At 64.9% G+C, this 17,600-nt stretch carries 12 protein-coding genes; 7 read left to right on the plus strand and 5 right to left on the minus strand.

Going from position 1 to position 17,600, the window contains the following annotated elements; translation table 11 throughout:
* Positions 1-46: 46 nt before the first annotated feature.
* Positions 47-760 (plus strand): MgtC/SapB family protein, encoded by a 714-nt coding sequence (locus ACSAGD_RS13040; protein WP_437583195.1) that lies wholly within the window; start codon positions 47-49, stop codon positions 758-760.
* A gap of 9 nt (positions 761-769) precedes the next feature.
* Here ACSAGD_RS13040 and ACSAGD_RS13045 read toward each other — a convergent pair whose 3' ends face one another.
* Positions 770-2,761 carry a DUF2264 domain-containing protein gene (locus tag ACSAGD_RS13045; RefSeq protein ID WP_437583196.1) on the minus strand — a complete coding sequence of 664 codons (1,992 nt, stop codon included), beginning with the start codon at positions 2,759-2,761 and terminating at the stop codon, positions 770-772.
* A gap of 151 nt (positions 2,762-2,912) precedes the next feature.
* On the opposite strand from ACSAGD_RS13045, the gene ACSAGD_RS13050 reads away from it, so the two are divergent.
* Positions 2,913-4,301 carry a sulfatase family protein gene (locus tag ACSAGD_RS13050; protein WP_437583197.1) on the plus strand — a complete coding sequence of 463 codons (1,389 nt, stop codon included), beginning with the start codon at positions 2,913-2,915 and terminating at the stop codon, positions 4,299-4,301.
* Between the two features lie 29 nt (positions 4,302-4,330).
* On the opposite strand, the gene ACSAGD_RS13055 is transcribed toward ACSAGD_RS13050, so the two are convergent.
* From ACSAGD_RS13055 to ACSAGD_RS13070, 4 genes are read right to left on the minus strand one after another with little or no spacing between them, the layout of a single operon-like run.
* Positions 4,331-5,716, minus strand: a complete 1,386-nt coding sequence (locus ACSAGD_RS13055; protein ID WP_437583198.1) for a sulfatase family protein — start codon at positions 5,714-5,716, stop codon at positions 4,331-4,333.
* Positions 5,713-7,176, minus strand: a complete 1,464-nt coding sequence (locus tag ACSAGD_RS13060) for a sulfatase-like hydrolase/transferase (protein ID WP_437583199.1) — start codon at positions 7,174-7,176, stop codon at positions 5,713-5,715. Before ACSAGD_RS13060 ends, ACSAGD_RS13055 begins: the two co-directional genes overlap by 4 nt.
* A gap of 41 nt (positions 7,177-7,217) precedes the next feature.
* Positions 7,218-8,216, minus strand: coding sequence for a Gfo/Idh/MocA family protein (locus ACSAGD_RS13065; RefSeq protein ID WP_437583200.1), 999 nt, complete (start codon positions 8,214-8,216; stop codon positions 7,218-7,220).
* A 21-nt stretch (positions 8,217-8,237) separates the two neighbouring features.
* Positions 8,238-9,356 carry a substrate-binding domain-containing protein gene (locus ACSAGD_RS13070; protein WP_437583201.1) on the minus strand — a complete coding sequence of 373 codons (1,119 nt, stop codon included), beginning with the start codon at positions 9,354-9,356 and terminating at the stop codon, positions 8,238-8,240.
* Between the two features lie 221 nt (positions 9,357-9,577).
* On the opposite strand from ACSAGD_RS13070, the gene ACSAGD_RS13075 reads away from it, so the two are divergent.
* From ACSAGD_RS13075 to ACSAGD_RS13095, 5 genes are all read left to right on the plus strand, one after another.
* Positions 9,578-10,867 (plus strand): ABC transporter substrate-binding protein, encoded by a 1,290-nt coding sequence (locus tag ACSAGD_RS13075; RefSeq protein WP_437583202.1) that lies wholly within the window; start codon positions 9,578-9,580, stop codon positions 10,865-10,867.
* On the plus strand, positions 10,864-11,832 hold the full coding sequence (locus ACSAGD_RS13080; RefSeq protein WP_437583203.1) for a carbohydrate ABC transporter permease: 969 nt from the start codon (positions 10,864-10,866) through the stop codon (positions 11,830-11,832). The genes ACSAGD_RS13075 and ACSAGD_RS13080 overlap by 4 nt, the downstream gene beginning before the upstream one ends.
* Before the next feature lie 8 nt (positions 11,833-11,840).
* Positions 11,841-12,758 (plus strand): carbohydrate ABC transporter permease, encoded by a 918-nt coding sequence (locus tag ACSAGD_RS13085; RefSeq protein WP_437583204.1) that lies wholly within the window; start codon positions 11,841-11,843, stop codon positions 12,756-12,758.
* Positions 12,759-12,796: 38 nt separating this feature from the next.
* Positions 12,797-14,212 carry a sulfatase family protein gene (locus ACSAGD_RS13090; RefSeq protein ID WP_437583205.1) on the plus strand — a complete coding sequence of 472 codons (1,416 nt, stop codon included), beginning with the start codon at positions 12,797-12,799 and terminating at the stop codon, positions 14,210-14,212.
* Positions 14,213-14,287: 75 nt separating this feature from the next.
* Complete coding sequence (locus ACSAGD_RS13095) at positions 14,288-17,404, plus strand: chondroitinase family polysaccharide lyase (RefSeq protein ID WP_437583206.1); 3,117 nt, start codon at positions 14,288-14,290, stop codon at positions 17,402-17,404.
* Positions 17,405-17,600: the final 196 nt, after the last annotated feature.

Below are 17,600 nucleotides of genomic sequence, written 5' to 3' on the forward strand. Positions count from 1 at the left end.
GGCGGAGGCTTTCTGCTCTGCCGCGGGGTCTGCGGGAGGAGGCACGGTGATCTTCGGATTCCCCTTTTTCGATGAGACGACGTTGACGCAGATTCTGCTGCTCGCACTCTCGTTCGTGCTGTCTGCGGTGATCGGACTCGAGCGACAGAGACGTATGAAGAGCGCTGGGCTGCGCACGCACGTGCTCGTGGGAATCGGATCGACCGTCTTCACCCTCGTCTCCGCGTACGGCTTCGCTCACGTGATCGGCAACGACGTCGTGCTCGACCCGTCACGAATCGCGGCGCAGATCGTCTCGGGAATCGGGTTTCTCGGTGCCGGGCTCATCTTCGTGCGCAACAAGACCGTCAATGGGCTGACGACCGCGGCATCCGTCTGGGTCACGGCGGCGATCGGCATGGCGTCGGGGGCTGGGATGCCGGTGATCGCGATCGTCTCCACGCTGTTCTATCTGCTGACGGTGACGCTTCTCATGCGGCTGGGCCGCTGGATCAGCCGGAGGAGTCAGCGTGGCATCTGTGTCGTGGAGTACGAGGACGGCATGGGCGTGCTTCGCGACGTTCTCGCGCAGGCAGCAGACATGGGGTTCGACGTTCAGCTGGAGGGCACGGAGGTCATGACCCGCAAGAACCGGAACAATCGTGTGGAAGCTCGGCTGCGTTTTCGCGGCAAGGGCCCGGTGCATCAGCTGCTTGACGAGATCGCCGATCTCAACGGTGTCACGAACGTGGGGATGATCGGGGATCGAGACCGCGACTGAGAGGCGATGCTATGGGCGGAAGACACCTTGGCCGAGCGCGTCCTGCACGAATTCCTGCCCTCCAGGGGACCGCAGCGTCAGGTGGAGTTCGTCGATCTCGATATCGACTCGATCGTCGATGACACTCAAGAGATGCACTCGAGGTTTCTCGAGCGCAGGAGTGGGCGGCTGCGCAGTCGCGAGCGGGGCGTCGGCCGAGAGCCGCGATCGCCAGACGATCACGACGTCGTTCGATGAGGATGCCGCTGTCGTGACGATCGGAAACGCCGCTATGTCCCCGAGTGCGGTGCCGCTGCGGGGACGAGCGACGGACGCAACGGGCGCGAGATCGAGCGCGCATGGGCCGGCGGGGACATCGTCGAGACTCCACGAGCCGAGCCACTCGAGGCTGCTCGTCAAGTTCGCACGTGTCTCCTCCACGCGCGTCACTGCCCCGGCATTCTCGGCGATGCGAAGCTGCGAAGCACCGGCGTCAGCCACGGCGAGCGCGTAGCCGCTCACTTCGATCGGCAGCCCGATGACGCCACGCATCCGCGCCACGCGAAGCTCAGTGTCAGCGTCGGCGTCAGCGTCAGCGGCGGCAGCAGAGTTCTCGTCACGGCCGAGCGTCAGCCACGTTTCGACGGTGACGTGGCGACCACCGGCATCCAGCACCCTCACGAGCGCGCCGCCGGTCGTCGTCACACGCGACCGCACGATGCAGCGCTGCCGCGCACCGGGCACGGTCACGGTGCTGTCACGCGGCTCATCGTCGAGCACGGGGGCGGTCGCACTCGTGAAGACGAGCCGGCGATACAGTCCGTCATCGTTCAGCGGGTGCCCGTCGGTTCCGAAGTTGTGCACTCGCGCGATACCGTCGCGCTGGCGTCCCGTGACGAGCAGCCGTGCTCCGGTCAGCACGTGCGTCACGTCACGCTGCTCGAGCTCCAATGGTTCCTCGCGGCCGGCCCACACGGGATCAGTGGCGGGCAGAAGCAGGCCGAGAAAGCCCTTGCTCGCCCAGTGTGGCGAGCCGGGTCCGCTGTACGACTGAACGAGTGGTGGATGCTGCTCGGCAGACCAGCCGAGACTGAGGGTTCCGTCAGCGGCGACGCCCCGGTCGATGAAGTAGCGCAGCACGCCGCTGCACAGGCGTCGCGTGCGTCCCGGGCTGAGAGCCTCGACGCCCTCGAGCCGCGCCATCCAGAACGGCGCGGCAATGCCCCAGCGGTAGATGAGCGAGCGGCCGAAGAGGACCGGCGCGCCGTCCGCTCCGACAACGTGCTGGTAGCTCTCGAGAAACTCGGCGAGCCGCCGACGGTACAGTGCTCGACGAGCATCCATCTGCTCTCCCAGCATGCGCGCGATCATGAACGGGTAGAGATGGAATGTCCATGCGTTGTAGTGGTCGATGCGCCGACCGTCGCCATCGGTATACCAGCCGTCGCCGAGGTACCAGTCCTCGATGCGGTCAAGTGCTGCGTCGACGGCGCTGCCCGCGGTCGAATACCCGACGGATTCGTTGAAGGCGGCAAGTGTCGCTCCGAGCAGAACGTGATTGTTGTCGGCGCACCAGTGCCCGCGCGCCTGCTCGAACCACTCGCACACGTACTCACGCACCGCCGGATCGAATCGCTGCCACAGCCACGGCCTCGTGAGGTGCAGCCCGATCGCGATCGCCGCGGCCTCGACCGTCGGTTGGCTATGGTGCGTGAGCTGCGGCCATGGATCGTGCGCGGCCCGAGCGAACGCCTCAAGGTAACGTTCGGCGAGCGCACCGCACTCGTCGGGGTCGCCCGCGATTCGCACGGCCGCGAGCAGGAATGTGCGCGCGAAGCCCTCCAACTGGTCGACCTCGTTCGAGTCCGGATGATAGGCGACACGGGACCCGCCTCTGAGGGACCGCGCGTGAGCGGCATCCAGAATTCGGTCTGCCACATTGACCCAGTGCTCGCGCGTGTAGCCGGTGTGGGGTGAGAGCGTCCAGTCATCGGTGGGCAGGATGCCGCGAGGCGAAGTCATGCTGCCATCGTCTCGTCGCCTCACGTGAGGATTCAATGCTCATTCCTCCTGCGTACGGCTCATTGCTCCCGTGCAGAGAGAAAGTAGGTGTTGATTCCTCTCCTCCCAGCCCGATTGACTCGAAGCGCAGCCGACGCTTCGAGGAGGACGCATGGAGTCTCGCCCCAACATCCTGGTGATCATGGCCGACCAGTTTCGCGCGATGGCTCTCGGCGCCGTCGGCACAGACCCGGTGTCGACGCCCAATCTCGACCGGCTCGCCGAGGAGGGCGTGCACGTCGACCATGCGGTCAGCAACTATCCGGTGTGCAGTCCGCACCGTGCCATGTTTCTGACGAGCGCACTGCCGACCGACAACGGCGTCACCCACAACGTCAACTCGGTGACCGCCGAGCACGGCGTGGGGCTTCGCGACGGCATCCCCACCTGGGCCAGCGTGCTGCGCAACCGCGGTTATCGCACCGGGTACATCGGCAAGTGGCACCTCGAACCGCCGACGGAGGCGGACGAGACTCACGGTGAGGGACGCCGCGACGATGGAAAGGTGTGGGATGCCTACTCGCCGACGTCCCGCCGTTTCGGCTTTGACTTCTGGCATTCGTACGGCGCGGCCGACACGCACCTGTCTCCGCATTACTGGGTGGGGGATGCTGCACGCGAGGAGCGCCTCGACGTCGACGCGTGGTCTGCTGAGCACGAGATCGACGTCGCGATAAACGTCGTGCGCGAGGCTCCTCAGCACGAGGCTCCGTTCGCTCTCATGGTGTCGCTCAATCCACCGCACCAGCCGTTCGATGCGGTGCCCGAACGGTACCGCCACGGCTACGACCACCTGTCGGAGGCCGAGCTGCTGACGCGCGCAAACGTGCCCCACGGAACACCGGAGTCCGCAGAGGCCGCCGACATCGCACGCGACTACTTCTCGGCGGTGACCGGCGTCGATGACCAGATCGGACGACTGCTCGACGCCCTCGATGAGCAGGACCTCGCCGAGAGCACGGTCGTGATGTTCACCTCAGATCACGGCATGCAGCTCGGCAGTCATGGAATCCTCTACAAGAACGTGCCCTTCGACGAGTCGATGCGCATTCCGCTCATCGTGCGGCAGCCGGGGCGCGTTCGCACCGGGCGGTCATGCGAAATGGTCACCTCGCTCGACTTCGCACCGACCATTCTCGGACTCGCGGGCGAAGCGGATGCCGTGCCGGCGACGATGCGCGGACGAGATCGCTCTGCAGCGCTGAGAGGACTCGAGGATGCCTCCGCCGACCCAGCCGCGTCCTACTACCGGTTCCCGTCAGCGACGGACCCGGAGGACATCCGCGGCATCCGCACTCGCGACGCGAAGCTCGTGGCATCCCTCCAGGGCGACGAGACGTTGGAGGTCAGTGCGTTCGATCTGCGCGATGACCCGTTCGAACTCACGAACGACACGCGTCAGGAGTGGGTGCCGTCCCTTGCCGAGCGGCTGCTGACGCGCATGGCCCGTGAGGGCGACGAGTGGCCCGGAGCGGAGGAGCTGCGGCGGCGGTTCGCCTGAGAGCTCAGCCCCGCATCCAGCGCAGGAGCTCAGCGGGCGAGGCCGACCTCTGCACGCCATGCTCGATGAAGCTCGGTGAGCCGCTCCACAGTCTGCGGATTTGCGTCTGCCAGGTTCTCGGTCTCACTCGGGTCTCCCGAGAGGTCGCAGAGAAACAGTCCGTCACCGGGAGTGGTGTGTTCGACCTCACGGACGTAGCGGGCGAACTCCGATGAGGCGTCGCACCAGCTGAGCTTCCAGGTTCCTTCGCGAACGGCCCACTGCCAGTCGCAGTCCCAGTGCAGCGCATCGTGCCCGGTGTCTCCCGTGAGCACGTCAGCGAGGTTCTGTCCGTCCAGGTCGCCGCTTTCCGCGGCATCCTCTGAGTCACCCTCAGCGGCGGCGAGAAATGTCGCGGCGAGATCGAGCGAGCTGACGAGACCGTCGTTCTCTGCGCCCGCCGACGTGACGCCCGGCCAGCGCACGATGAACGGCACGCGGATTCCACCCTCCCAGAGGGTGTACTTCGTACCCCGCAGCGGTGAGTTGTCACCGTAGTTGCAGGTCGACCCGCCGTTGTCGGTGAGGTAGACGACGATCGTGTCATCGGCGATGCCGAGCGTGTCGAGACGATCGAGAAGCTGCCCGATCTGACGGTCCATGAGCTCGAGCTGTGCCGCGTAGTATTCGCGGCCGTGTGGCAGATTCGGGCTGATCGCTCCGTCGTACCAGTCGAGGTACTCGCCCGCTCCGGGGTACCAGTCGTCGAACGGCGGAAGGCCGCGCTTCTCACGCTCCTCGTCGGGCAGCTGCCAGCAGAAGTTGTGCACAGCGTTGAACGCGACCATCGCGAAGAACGGCTCGTCACGGTGTCGTTCGATGAAGTCGCCCGCGCGGTCGGCGAACTCATCCGTCAGAAATCGCGTGACGTCAACGGATTCCTCCCCCGACCAGAGCGGCTGCACCGCCATCGCCTCGGCGGCCTCGCCGTACTCGTCCACCGCCTCGCTCGAGTGCGTCAGGTAATGCAGTCGCCCCATGGACTGGCCCGCAAGACCGTAGAGCGACTCGTCGAAGCCGTGCTGCGGTGGAGTCCCGCGGTCGCCAGGCCCCTCGGGACCGTAGTGCACCTTGCCGAAGTATCCGGTCGCGTACCCGCGCTCGCGCAGGCGCTCCGCGATCGTCGGTGCGTCGCCGATGTCAGAGCTGTTGAACCAGGTCGCGCCCCAGCGCTGCTGGTACTGCCCGGTGATCATCGCAGCGCGCGAAGGCGAGCAGATCGGCGCCGTGACGTACGCATCCGTGAAGCTGGTTCCCTCGGATGCCAAGCGGTCGAGCGCCGGCGTCGAGGCATCCGTGAGTCCCACCGCCGACCGGTCGGCGTACCCGTGATCGTCAGAGACGATGAGCAGGATGTTCGGCTTCTGACGCGTCATGCAGATGCTCCTCGGTTTTCAGCGGCGGGCGTGCCGTCCCAGTTGGGTGGCGTGAAGGATGCCAGGGGGTCGACGTCGAGCGTATCGGTCTGCCCTGCTCCCGCCACGGGAAGACGTGCACCATCGTGAGCCGGGTCACCGTGGGTCTCGAACCAGGCGTCGAGCTGGCCTCGGAGTTCGCGAACGTCTCCCGCGTGCGACGGGGCGTCGACGAGATTCTCGCGTTCACCGGGATCAGCGGCGAGATCATAGAACTCGTGCGGGCCGTGCGGATATCGGTGCACGTACTTCCGGTCTGCTGTGCGAATCATGCGCACCGGACCGTACTCATCGTGCACGACCACGGCGCGTTCGGGGGCCGACTCGCCGCGGAGAAGCGGGGCGAAACTCTGCCCCGGCCCCGTCTCGAACGGAGCCGGGTCGAGGCCGGCGAGGTCGAGGAGCGTCGACGCGAAGTCATAGCCCGACAGCAGGTCGTCAACTACGGCGCCCTCGTCGACGCAGCCGGGGTAGGAGACGATGAGCGGCACCATCACCGACTCGTCATACATGTTCTGCGGAAAAGTTCCGTTGCCCTTGCCCCAGATGCCGTGGTGGCCGCAGTTGAAGCCGTTGTCACTCGCGAAGACGACGATCGTGTCGTCGACGAGGCCGTGTGCCGCGAGCCGATCGAGAACGCGGCCGATGGCGGCATCCATCGCCGTCACCGCCGCGAAGTACCCGATGAGCGCTTCACGGGCGTCGGCCTCACCACCGATCGGCACGCCGTCGACGGTCGGCTGCCACGGGTGCGGCTCCTCCTGAGGGCACGACTCGAAAGCGCAGTCCCGATACAGGTCGGTGAACTCATCGGGATGCTGCCCGGCGAAGGGCTTGTGTGGAGCAGTGAAGTTGAGTGCGAGGAAGAACGGTTCGTGCTCACCGTGCTGACGATCGGCCTGACGCGCGGCCTCAGCATCGATGAAGTCGGCCGCGTCGTCAGCGATCACGTCGGTGAGGTACCCCTCGACGTCCTCCGGCACACCGTCACGGTACATGCGGGCGTGCGAGTAGGGGCTTCCCCCGCCCTCGAGGGCGAACCAGTGCACGAATCCGTGACGGGGAACGTCGCTTGCGCCGAGGTGCCATTTGCCGGAGAGACCGAGCCGGTAGCCGGCATCCGCAAGGGTGTCGGTGAAGGCGGGCTGCCCCTGGAGATAATCACGGCTCTCCGGGCCCGCGTGTGCGCCGTCGAGGTAGTCGTGGACCCCGTGGCGGGAGGGGATCTGCCCCGTCAGCAGGCTCGCGCGTGCCGGCGAGCACACGGGGGAGGCGCAGAAGAACCTGCTCAGCCTCGTTCCGCGTTCAGCGAGGGAATCGAGGACGGGCGTCTTGATCTCCGAGTTTCCCGCGCAGCCGAGAGCCCACGGACCTTGGTCATCGCTCAGGATGACCACGATGTTCGGGTGACGTCGAGTCACGTTGCCTCCTGTCAGTCTGACGTGTGCCGGAAATGCTGCTCTCAGCTCGCAGTCGCATGCTGCCGTTCGACGTCGATCGTGCGCTTTTCGAGTGAGGAGCGGTAGCTGCTCAGAACCAGCTCGACCACATGACGTGCGTGCTCGAGCGGCACTTCGGGCTCGTCCCCGGCCACCACACTGAGGAAGTCCTTCATCTGCGCCGTGAACGCACTCTGGATATCGTCGGGCTGAGGCTCGCGGATGACCCGCGATGCTCCGTCGACCTGCAGGAGCGTGCCACGACGCGGATCAGCGACCACGACTCCCTTCTCGCACACGATGAACATGGTGTCGGACTTCAGCGGCGGATCGGAGACCACGCTGATCGAGACGCCAACTCCGTTGTCCAGTCGCAGCGCGATGTTACCGTCGGTCTCGACCTCCGTGTCGAAGCGGTGTGCGGTCGAGGCGAAGACCTCGGTCGCTCGCCCACCGCCGAACCACAGGCAGCGGTCGAGGCAGTGTCCGCCGATGTTGATGAGCGCGCCTCCGCCGGCCATCTTCTTCGAGAAGAACCAGTCGGAGCGGCTTCCCGGCCGATAGTCGGTGCTGCGATAGTCGCGCACGAGCACAACGTCGCCGAGCTCTCCCGAATCGATCAGTTCTCGTGCCGCGATCTTGTCTGGCATGAAGTGCTGAATGTGGCCGACGGTGAACGCCACACCGGCATCCTGACAGGCCTGCACCATCGCGTCGCAGTCGTCGAGGGAGGTCGCCATGGGCTTCTCCACGAGCACGTGGAGGCCCGCGGCCGCGGCATCCTGCACCATCGGCAGATGGAGCGCGTGCGGGGTGTTGACCACGACCGCGTCGACCAGACCACTCGCGTACATGTCGCGGTAGTCTTCGAACACGGGGACTCCCCCTGCCGCAGCCGCCGCACGTGAGGCGACAGCGTCATCGAGATCGCAGATCGCGCTGATCTCAGCCCCCTCGAGCGTGTGCGCGGCAGAGATGTGGAAGTCGGCGACAGCGCCGGCTCCGATGAGTCCGATTCGCATGGTTCTCCTTGTCGGGCGTAGTCAGTCCGTGATCGCGCCGCACGAGCGGCGAACCACGATGCGCGGACGAAGTCTGATCTGGTGAAGTGGGCAGTCGTCGCGTTCGATGAGGCGACGGATGAGCACATCGGCGGCCATGCGTCCGATGCGATATTTCGGTGGGGAGACGGCGGTGAGCGGAACTTCGGCGAGGTCCGCCGTCTCGTCGTCGTACGAGACGAGAGCCAGATCGTCCGGCACAGTGAGACCTCGACGACGTGCTGCGGCTTCGAGCAGAATGGCCTCGCGGTCGCCGAAGACAAGCGCCGCTGTGGCACCGCACTCGCGCACGTGGTCGAGAGCATTCTCGGCCCGGTGCTCCTCCCAATCCTGCTTGCGCTGAGCGAATTCGAGGTCAGCCGGGAGTCCGAGATCCACGATGGCGCGGCGGTAGCCGAGCACGACCGCCGGTGCGGTGGGAGTGCGGTCGCGGGTGAGGAGTGCGATGCGCTCGTGGCCGAGCTGAGCCAGATGACGCACAGCATCATAGGCGCCGCCCTGGTGATCAGAGCAGACGTGCTCCGTGCGGTCGCCTGACCCCGAGTCGATGAGGCTGCGCTCGAGCAGCACGACGGGAACGGGAAGCTCCATGAGGCTCTGGGCGCGACCGACGGGGTCATCGATGCCGGTGAGCGTCGGCACCAGCAGCATCCCTTCGACCCCCGCGTCAAGCAGGTGCTCGATGCTTCGATCCTCCAGTGCCTGGTCGTATCGATAGGTCGCCAGCTGGAGGGATGCCCCGACGGCTGAGAGCGACTCGTCGATGCCCTGGAGCACGCGTGGATAGTACAGCTGGGTGTCGGGCAGGAGCACTCCCACGCGACGACGCACGCGCTCCTCCCGCCTCGGTGCCGAAGCCACGAAGCTTCCCGCTCCCTGACGTCTGACCACGACCCCCTGTGCGACGAGCTCATCGAATGCACGGCGTACGGTCGTCAGCGACAGTCCGGTCTCGCTCGCGAGCTGCTGCTCGGTCGGCAGCTTCTGCCCGGCTGTCCATGTGCCCGCGAGGATGCCGCGACGCAGCTCGTCAGCGAGAATCTCGAACTTCAGCCCTCGCGTCTCAGCATCGCGAAGCGGCGCGACTGCCTTCTTCGACATCTTTCCCCCTCACACGGTTTACCTCCGATTCTCACGCTCAAAAAGATAGGAATAAAGACCTAATTCGGGGAGGTAACCGCAGTATCCGACCCGAAATCGGTCGAAGAGGTGGAAAATCGATCAAATTCTTCGGATTACTCATTGAATACTCTCCTCCGTCCTTGTGAGAGTCGAGCGAAACGAGCGGCGAAGACGCCGCTCTCTAGGCGAAAGGTGAACCAATGGCGAAGATCCGAGCACTCTCCGCCCTCGTCATCGGAAGCGCGCTTGCTGTGACGGCGAGCGGCTGCGCCCCGCAGGGCGGATCCGACGACACACTGACTTACTGGTCGATGTGGAAAGAGGGAGAGGCACAGCAGAAGGTCGTCGCGGAAGCGATCGCAGACTTCGAAGATGAGACGGGCATCACCGTCGACGTCCAGTGGCAGGGCCGCGACAACATCAAGAAGGTCGTCCCCACTCTCAACACCAACAAGGTTCCGGACCTCGTGGACGGCTCCTTCGCAAAGCTCGCCCCGATCATCGCTGAGACAGGGCAGGGCCTTCCTCTCGAGGATGCCTACGAGGAGAAGATCGACGGCAAGACCGTGTCGGACCTCATTCCCAGTGCATACCTCGACGCGGGAGATCTCACCGCAGACGACGCGTCCGCTCCCTGGATGCTGCCCTACTCGCTCACGAGCGACGCAATCTGGTACAACGCTGCCGAGCATCCTGAGTTCTCGGAGACGCCACCGGCGACCTGGGATGACTTCATCGACACGCTCGACACTCTCAAGAACGACGGTGAGACGCCCATCTCCATTGACGGTGACGTCTCGGGCTACAACGCCTACTGGTACACGACCCTCATGGTCCGTCTCGCCGGTGCCGGCTCGCTCAAGGAGATCGCCTCGGACGAGAGCGGCAAGGCGTGGGACTCCCCTGACGCGCTGAAGGCCGCCGAGATGGTGCAGGAGCTCGTCGACGGCGGCTACTTCGTCGACGGTTACAATGCGAGCAAGTGGCCAGCGCAGCAGCAGAAGTGGGCCGACAACAAGGGCGCTCTGCTGTTCAACGGGTCATGGATTCCGACGGAGACCGGCCCCTACGCGGCGGACGGTTTCGAATATGCATCCTTCCCCTTCCCTGCCGTGGGTGACGGACCGATGGCGCAGCGCGCGGACTTCGTCGGATTCTCCGTGCCCGCCAAGGCGCACAACGCGGAGAATGCGCAGAAGTTCGCCGCATTCTTCCTCGGGGAGAAGTACCAGAACGCACTCGGAACCGACGCGAAGATCATTCCGATCCGTCAGGATGCCGAGGTGAGCGACGAGATGTCAGGCATCAAGGAGGCTCTCGATTCTGCTGACGAGTACTACCAGCAGAACGACGGCATCACGTTCCCCGGCTACACGGAGAAGCTGCTCTGGCCCACGCTCGACCAGCTCGTTCTCGGAAAGATCGACGCTGAGCAGTTCATCTCGAAGATGACGTCCGGCCAGGCCGACTACTGGAAGCAGAACTCATGACCGAAACCGCTCGACTGATCGGTTCCCGGCCGTCCGCCGGCTCGACGTCCCGCACGGGGCGCCGAGCCGGCGGCAACGCCATCGACCGCGCTCGCAAGAAGCTGTTCGTGCCCTTCGTCGGGCCGGCCTTCCTCTTCTACACGATCCTCTTCATCGTTCCGGCGCTCTACGCGGTGTGGATCAGCTTCAACAAGTGGGCGGGCGCCGGCCCCATGGAGTTCGTCGGATTCAAGAACTACGTGCGGCTCTTCTCGGACAAGCTGTTCATCCAGTCGTTCGTGAACACTCTGCTGCTGCTGTTCGTGGTGGGCATTGCGATCTTCGTCATCGCGTTCGGCCTCACTCTCGTGCTCCGTGACATGGTCGGACGCAAGGTGGCCCGCTCGGTGATCTTCTTTCCGCACCTGGTGAACGCGATGATCTTCGGCGTCCTCGCCGGGTTCATCTTCAACCCGGGCGGACTCGTGAACACGCTGCTCGGCGGCTTCGGGGTGACCGATCCACCTGCGTGGCTGGCACACGAGAACATGTTCCCGCTCATCATGGTGATGATGACCTGGATCACCACCGGGTACTTCACGACCATCCTGATGGCGGGTGTGGACCGCATCCCTCCCTACTTCTACGAAGACTGCGCCCTTGCGGGTGCGAACGCGTGGCAGCGTCTGCGCTACGTGATTCTGCCGCTCACGTGGGATGTCTTCGGCACGTGTGCCGTGCTGTGGACGATCTCGTCCGTCAAGATCTTCGAGATCGTGTGGGTCTTCGGGGGCTCGACCGGTCAGGGGATGCCTCCGACGCAGACGTGGACCGTCGCGGTCTACACCTACGTCACGGCGTTCTCGGGTGAGTCCATTCCGGCGTACGGCGCCGCGACGGCATCCGCCGTGCTGTCACTCGCCCTCGTGTCTGTTCTTGTCGTGCTGCTGCGTCGTGCGCTGAAGCGTGACGCCGTCGAGTTCTAGGAGTCGAAATGACCATGACTGATCTGACCCCCACCGAGCTCGCGGTGCAGCCTCCAACGCAGCCTCGACGCCGCCGCAGGCGCGCTGCGATCTCTCGCGACCGCAGTCCGTTCCGCTTTGTCGGGCTCGTGCTGCTCTGGGCCTTCGTCGCGCTGAACATCGGGTGGATGGTCTGGATGGTGATCCAGGCCTTCCGCGACACGCGCTCGATTCTGGCGGACCCCTGGGGACTGCCCACCTCACTCGACCCCACCAACTTCGTCACGGCCTGGACGGTCGGCGACTTCGCGACCGCGACCCTCAACAGCGTCGTCACGACCGCTGTCTCCTCGCTGCTGACGGTCGCCGTGGCAGCTCCCGCGGCCTACTACCTCAGCCGCGTCGAGAACCGTCTCACGCAGTCGCTCACGATGTACTTCGTGCTGGGCCTGGGCATTCCTGCGCAGGTCATCCTGATTCCGCTGTTCGTCATGCTGAACGAGGTCTACCTGACCGACAGCCTCATCGGGCTGAACCTCGTCTACATCGGCGTCTCGATGCCATTCACGGTCTTTCTGCTGACGGCGTTCTTCAGGTCACTGCCGCTCGAGATGGAAGAGGCCGCGGCGCTCGACGGAACGACGGCGTTCGGCACGTTCTGGCGCATCACGCTGCCGCTCGCCAAGGGAGGCATCCTGACCGCCTTCGTGCTGCAGGTGATCTCGCACTGGAATGAGACGCTGCTCGCGCTGACACTACTGCAGTCGACCGAGAAGTACACGCTTCCGGTCGCGCTCATCTCGTTCATCCAGCAGCAGACCTACTCAGGTGCCGACTGGGGCGGCCTGTTCGCCGGACTCTGCATCGTCGTGATTCCGATGCTCATCATCTACCTGTGGCTCGGCCGCCGACTGACGGAAGGACTCACGCTGGGAATGGGCAAGTGATCTCGGCGCAGGAGCGTCGGCCGAACATCCTCGTGATTATGGCCGATCAGCTCGGCGCCCACACACTCGATCGGGATGCGGAGTTCGTGCAGACTCCGCATCTCGATCGTCTTGCGGCATCCGGGGCGGTTTTCGAGCGGGCGTACGTGAGCTTTCCGCTGTGCGTACCCTCTCGCGCGAGCATGCTGACGGGACGGATGCCGCATGAGCTCGGGATCTCCGGCAATTCGGCGCGCAGCCAGACCGGGGACCCGGATCCTGCGCAGCATCCTGACAGTCTCGGACATGTGCTCAGTGCCGCAGGCTATGACTGTGCCTTCGCGGGCAAGTGGCATGCGACGCAGCCGAGTGCTCCGTCCGGTGCGGGCTTCGAGGTGCTGCGTCCCTTCGGCGATGTCGGTCTCGCTGATGAGTGTGCCGAGTGGATCGAGACGCGTGCGGACGAGGATGCTCCATTCTTTCTGTGCGTCTCGTTCGACGACCCGCACACGATCTGTGAGTTCGCGCGTCGTCAGCCGATGCCGTACGGCGACACAACGGACGTCGCCCTTCGCGACAGTCCCCCTCTGCCCGAGAATTTCGAGCCCGCGCCGTTTGAGCCGGAGGCCGTGCGCTATGAGAAGCACGCGGCTCAGCCGATGTACGGCACCGGTGACTACACGCCGACAGAGTGGCGTGCGTATCGGGCAGCGTATCGTCAGCTGATCGAGAGAGTGGATGCCTATATCGCACGGCTCCTCGAGGCCCTCGAGCATGCCGGGCTGACCGAGAACACGATCGTCGTCTTCACGAGCGACCACGGTGACGGCGATGCGTCGCACCGGTGGAATCAAAAGACGGCGCTCTTTGAGGAGTGCGCGCGTGTTCCGCTGTTCGTTGCCGGTCCCGGCATCCCGTCGTCGCGTCACTCGCAGCCGGTGTCGATGTGTCTCGATCTGCTGCCGACGCTCTGTGATGTGGCCGGGGTGGAGGTTCCGAGGCCATCCGCTCTCGGCGCACCGCTCCCGCTGACTCCAGACGCGGTTCACCGGTCAGGGCCGGCAGACCCAGCGTCCCCAGTCGCAGCGACCGCCGTAGGGGCGTCCGCCGTGACGTCCTCGCCCCGGCGTCCGAATCCGCCGGGCGACCACGAGCGCTCCGTCGTCGTCGAGACGCGCTTCGATCGCTCAGATCCGCCGATCACTCGCGGACGTGCCCTGTATGCCGGTGACTACAAGTACGTCGTCTACAGCTGGGGCCGTCATCGTGAACAGCTGCACGACATCGTCTCCGACTCCGGCGAGCGTCGCAATCTCGCGGTCGAGTCACGCTACGACGAGGTGCTGGAGACCATGCGTGCTCGTCTGCTCACGTGGTGTCGTGAGACCGGCGATGCGGATGCTCTGAAATACCTTGTGCTTCCGGAGTCGGCGCCCGACGGCATCCATCGAGAGATCTTTGCTGTGCCGTACTGACTACTTGCTCAATGGTTCTTGAATCCTCATGTGCAGCTTCGCTGAGATACCAGTCACAGTCACAAGGAGGTACTGATGGAACTCACCCGACGCGGTGTGCTCACTGCCGGAATCGTCGCCGGCGCCACCCTGCCCCACCTGACCGGAGCGGTCACTCCAGCTGCGGCGAAGACGCCCGGTCTCACGGAGATCGAGAAGAAGGCCGAGCAGCTCGACCCGCCGATCTTCCTGCTCGAGAGCAGGGTTCCGAAGCAGTTCACGGCGGACAAGGGCTCGACGCTGAAGATCTCGGACGCCCGCGCGAAGGTGGGAGCCCACAGTCTCCGCTGGGAGCACTCCTCCGGAGGCATCCTCACCGTCAAACAGCCCCTGCGGTACGGCGCCAGCGACTACAGTCCCGGTGATGACCAGGCCTGGATGGGCACGGTCGACACGTTCTGCGTCTGGATCTACAACGAGACTCCGTCAGACACTCCCTTGCGTATCGAGTTCGGCCGCGGTGCCAACCGAGACTGCTGGTTCGACTTCGGGCTCGACTTCACGGGGTGGCGCACCTGCTGGGTCCGCTTCGGGTACGACACCGAGGGCACACCCCACAGGGGAATGAACCGCGTGCGCTTCATCGCGCCCAAACGGGAGGGCACGCTCTACATCGACCAGGTGATTCTGAACGTCGAGATGCGCCCCGACCATCCGACTCCCGATGACCAGGTGCCGAACGTGCAATCCGAGATCGAGAATGCCGACAATGCGCACTGGCTCGCACTGCTGGGGTTCCGGAAGGCTCTGACCGACAATCCGCTTCCCGCGGCATCCAGCACTGACGGGGTCTCAGAAGTGCGTGACCGTCTGATCGCGTCGCTCGCGGGCAAACCTGATGTGACGGCGGATGGCCTGACCAAGCTCACTGCGACCGTCGACGGTCTTGGGGTTCCGACCGTCACGAAGGATGCCGCGCCAGCAGGTACCGGCTCCTTTGTGAACGGGTATCAGACGGCGATCTGGCCGGTGGACCTCCGCGGTGAGATCTCAGACTTCGCCGGGGTGGTCACACTTCGCAAGGTCACAGACACGATGCTGGCGGTCGCTCAGGCGGTCAAGGCGTCACGCGACCAGGGAGCGTCGACGGCGAGCGGTTTCGCCACTCTGTATCTGCGACTGTTCGCGCACCTCGAGGACCAAGGCTTCGCGGCCGGAAGCGCTCAGGGCACGATTCACCACATCGGGTACCAGTACCGAGGCTTCGCGGACTCCCTCCTGCTGGCTCAGCCGGTGCTTGAGGAACACGATCTGTGGGAGCGTGCGAAGGCCAACCTCTCCTGGTTCTTCGGTCTCGGCCGTCTGACGCAGGACTTCAGCGACCCCGCGCACTACGGTGGCCTCGTCGACGTGCTGAACACTCTCATGCAGGGCCTCATCATCCGGGGTCTCGCGGAGTCCGACGTGAAGGCGCAGGCGACAGTTCTGCAGGCGGCGACGACGTGGCTCGACAACGCCATCACGTACTCCCCGGGAGTCGAGGGCGGTTTTAAACCAGACGGCACGACCTTCCACCACATGGGTCCATATCCGGACTATGCGAGGGATGCCTTTGCCGGGCTGAGTCCCGTGATCGGGCTTCTGCATGCCACGCCGTTCGCGGTGTCGAAGTCGGCGCGCGGCGTCCTGCGCAAGGCTCTGCTGACTCAACGACTGCACGCGAACACGACGCAGTGGCCGCTCGCGCTCACCGGGCGTCACCCCACGGGCGACAAGGCGCTGCACGTTCCAACGTTCCAGCGCATGGCGTCTGTGCCGCAGCCGGAGTCGACCGAGACGTACGACCCCGACGTGGGTGCCGCGTTTCTCCGACTGTTGCCTCCCCAGCCGAGCAATGCGCAGAAGAAGTTCGCGGAGGCACTCGCGGCGGAGGGCATCACTGAGGAGGCGGCGCCGACGGGACACTGGCAGCTCGGCTATGCCGCGTGCGGGCTGCATCGACGTGACGAGTGGCTCGTGACGATCCGCGGTCACAATCGCTACCTGTGGGCGACCGAGATCTACGACGGGGCGAATCTCTATGGGCGCTATTCCACATACGGCACGGTTGAGATTCAGGCGACGGCGGATGCGAATGGACAGATCACTCACACGGCTGGCGGTTATGAGCAGCCCGGATGGGATTGGAACCGCTTTCCCGGAGCGACGACGCGTCATCTGCCGTGGTCGAAGCTCAAGGCGAACCTCGAGGGAACGATCGAACAGATGGTCCTCACGCGTTCTGCGTTCGCGGGTGCGGGATCGTGGAAGGGCACACACGGCATCTTCGGGATGCATCTCATGGAGCATCCTTTCTTCGACCCGAGTCACACGGCAAAGCTCTCGCGCTTCAGCTTCGATGACCTCGTGATTGTTCTCGGCAGTGATATCGCGAACTCAGACTCTGCGAATGCGACGGAGACGACGCTCTATCAGGTGCGTGTCGATGCGGCGAGTGGAGCTGATGAGTCGCGAGAGGTGAAGGATGCCGAGGTGCTCGTCGATCCGCTCGGAAACGGCTTCTATGTCGCGTCCGGGCAGAGGTTGCGTACCCTCTCCGCGGTGCAGGAGGGCCCTGACCAGACGGGTGCGAAGACAGGCAGTGCACCGTTCGAGTCGGCGGTGCTTCAGCACGGTTCGGCGCCGTCGGACGAGGGGTATGAGTACGCCGTTCTCGTGCAGTCGGGGAAGGACGGAGCGTCGGAGTTCCGTGCAGCGATGTCTGGCGATGAGCCTCCGTATGCGGTGGTGCGGAAGGACGGCACGGCGCACGTTGTGACCCACAGGGGTTCGGGGCTTCGAGCATCCGTGTGCTTTGCGTCGGTCGATGACCTCGAAGGGGTCGTGCTCGGTGCGGATACGCCGTGTCTCCTGATGGAGCATCTGGAGGGGGTGACGCTGGAGCTGTCGGTCACGGATCCCGACCTTCATCTCTATGAGGGTGATGACCCCGATCAGTTCGATGGTGACGGCAACTACACGGGTCGGATGACGAGCTATTCGCGTCCGTGGCGTCGTGACGAGAGTATGGTGTCGACCGTCACGCTGACGCTCGATGGCAGCTGGAGCTGTGCTGATGACGGTGTCGCAGTGTCGGTGTCGGGAAATACGACGACGGTTGAAGTGACCTGTCAGCATGCGGCAAGTCGCGACCTGACGTTCACGCGCGTGTGAGCTGAGGGCTCGGACGTCACTGGGGCAGCCGCGCGTCACCGCGCGGCTGCCTCAGTGATGAGACGAGAGGCGAATCGCCCGCCCCGCGTGCTGTATTGCGCATTGTGACTCAGTGCGCTTCGAAAAATGTTTACGGGCGTTTACGCTCAGCTGACGCGCCACGCTCGCGGCACCCATCATCTCTCACCATCGTCAG

The sequence above is a fragment of the Paramicrobacterium salitolerans genome, from assembly GCF_051513965.1.
Taxonomy (GTDB): Bacteria; Actinomycetota; Actinomycetes; order Actinomycetales; family Microbacteriaceae; genus Paramicrobacterium.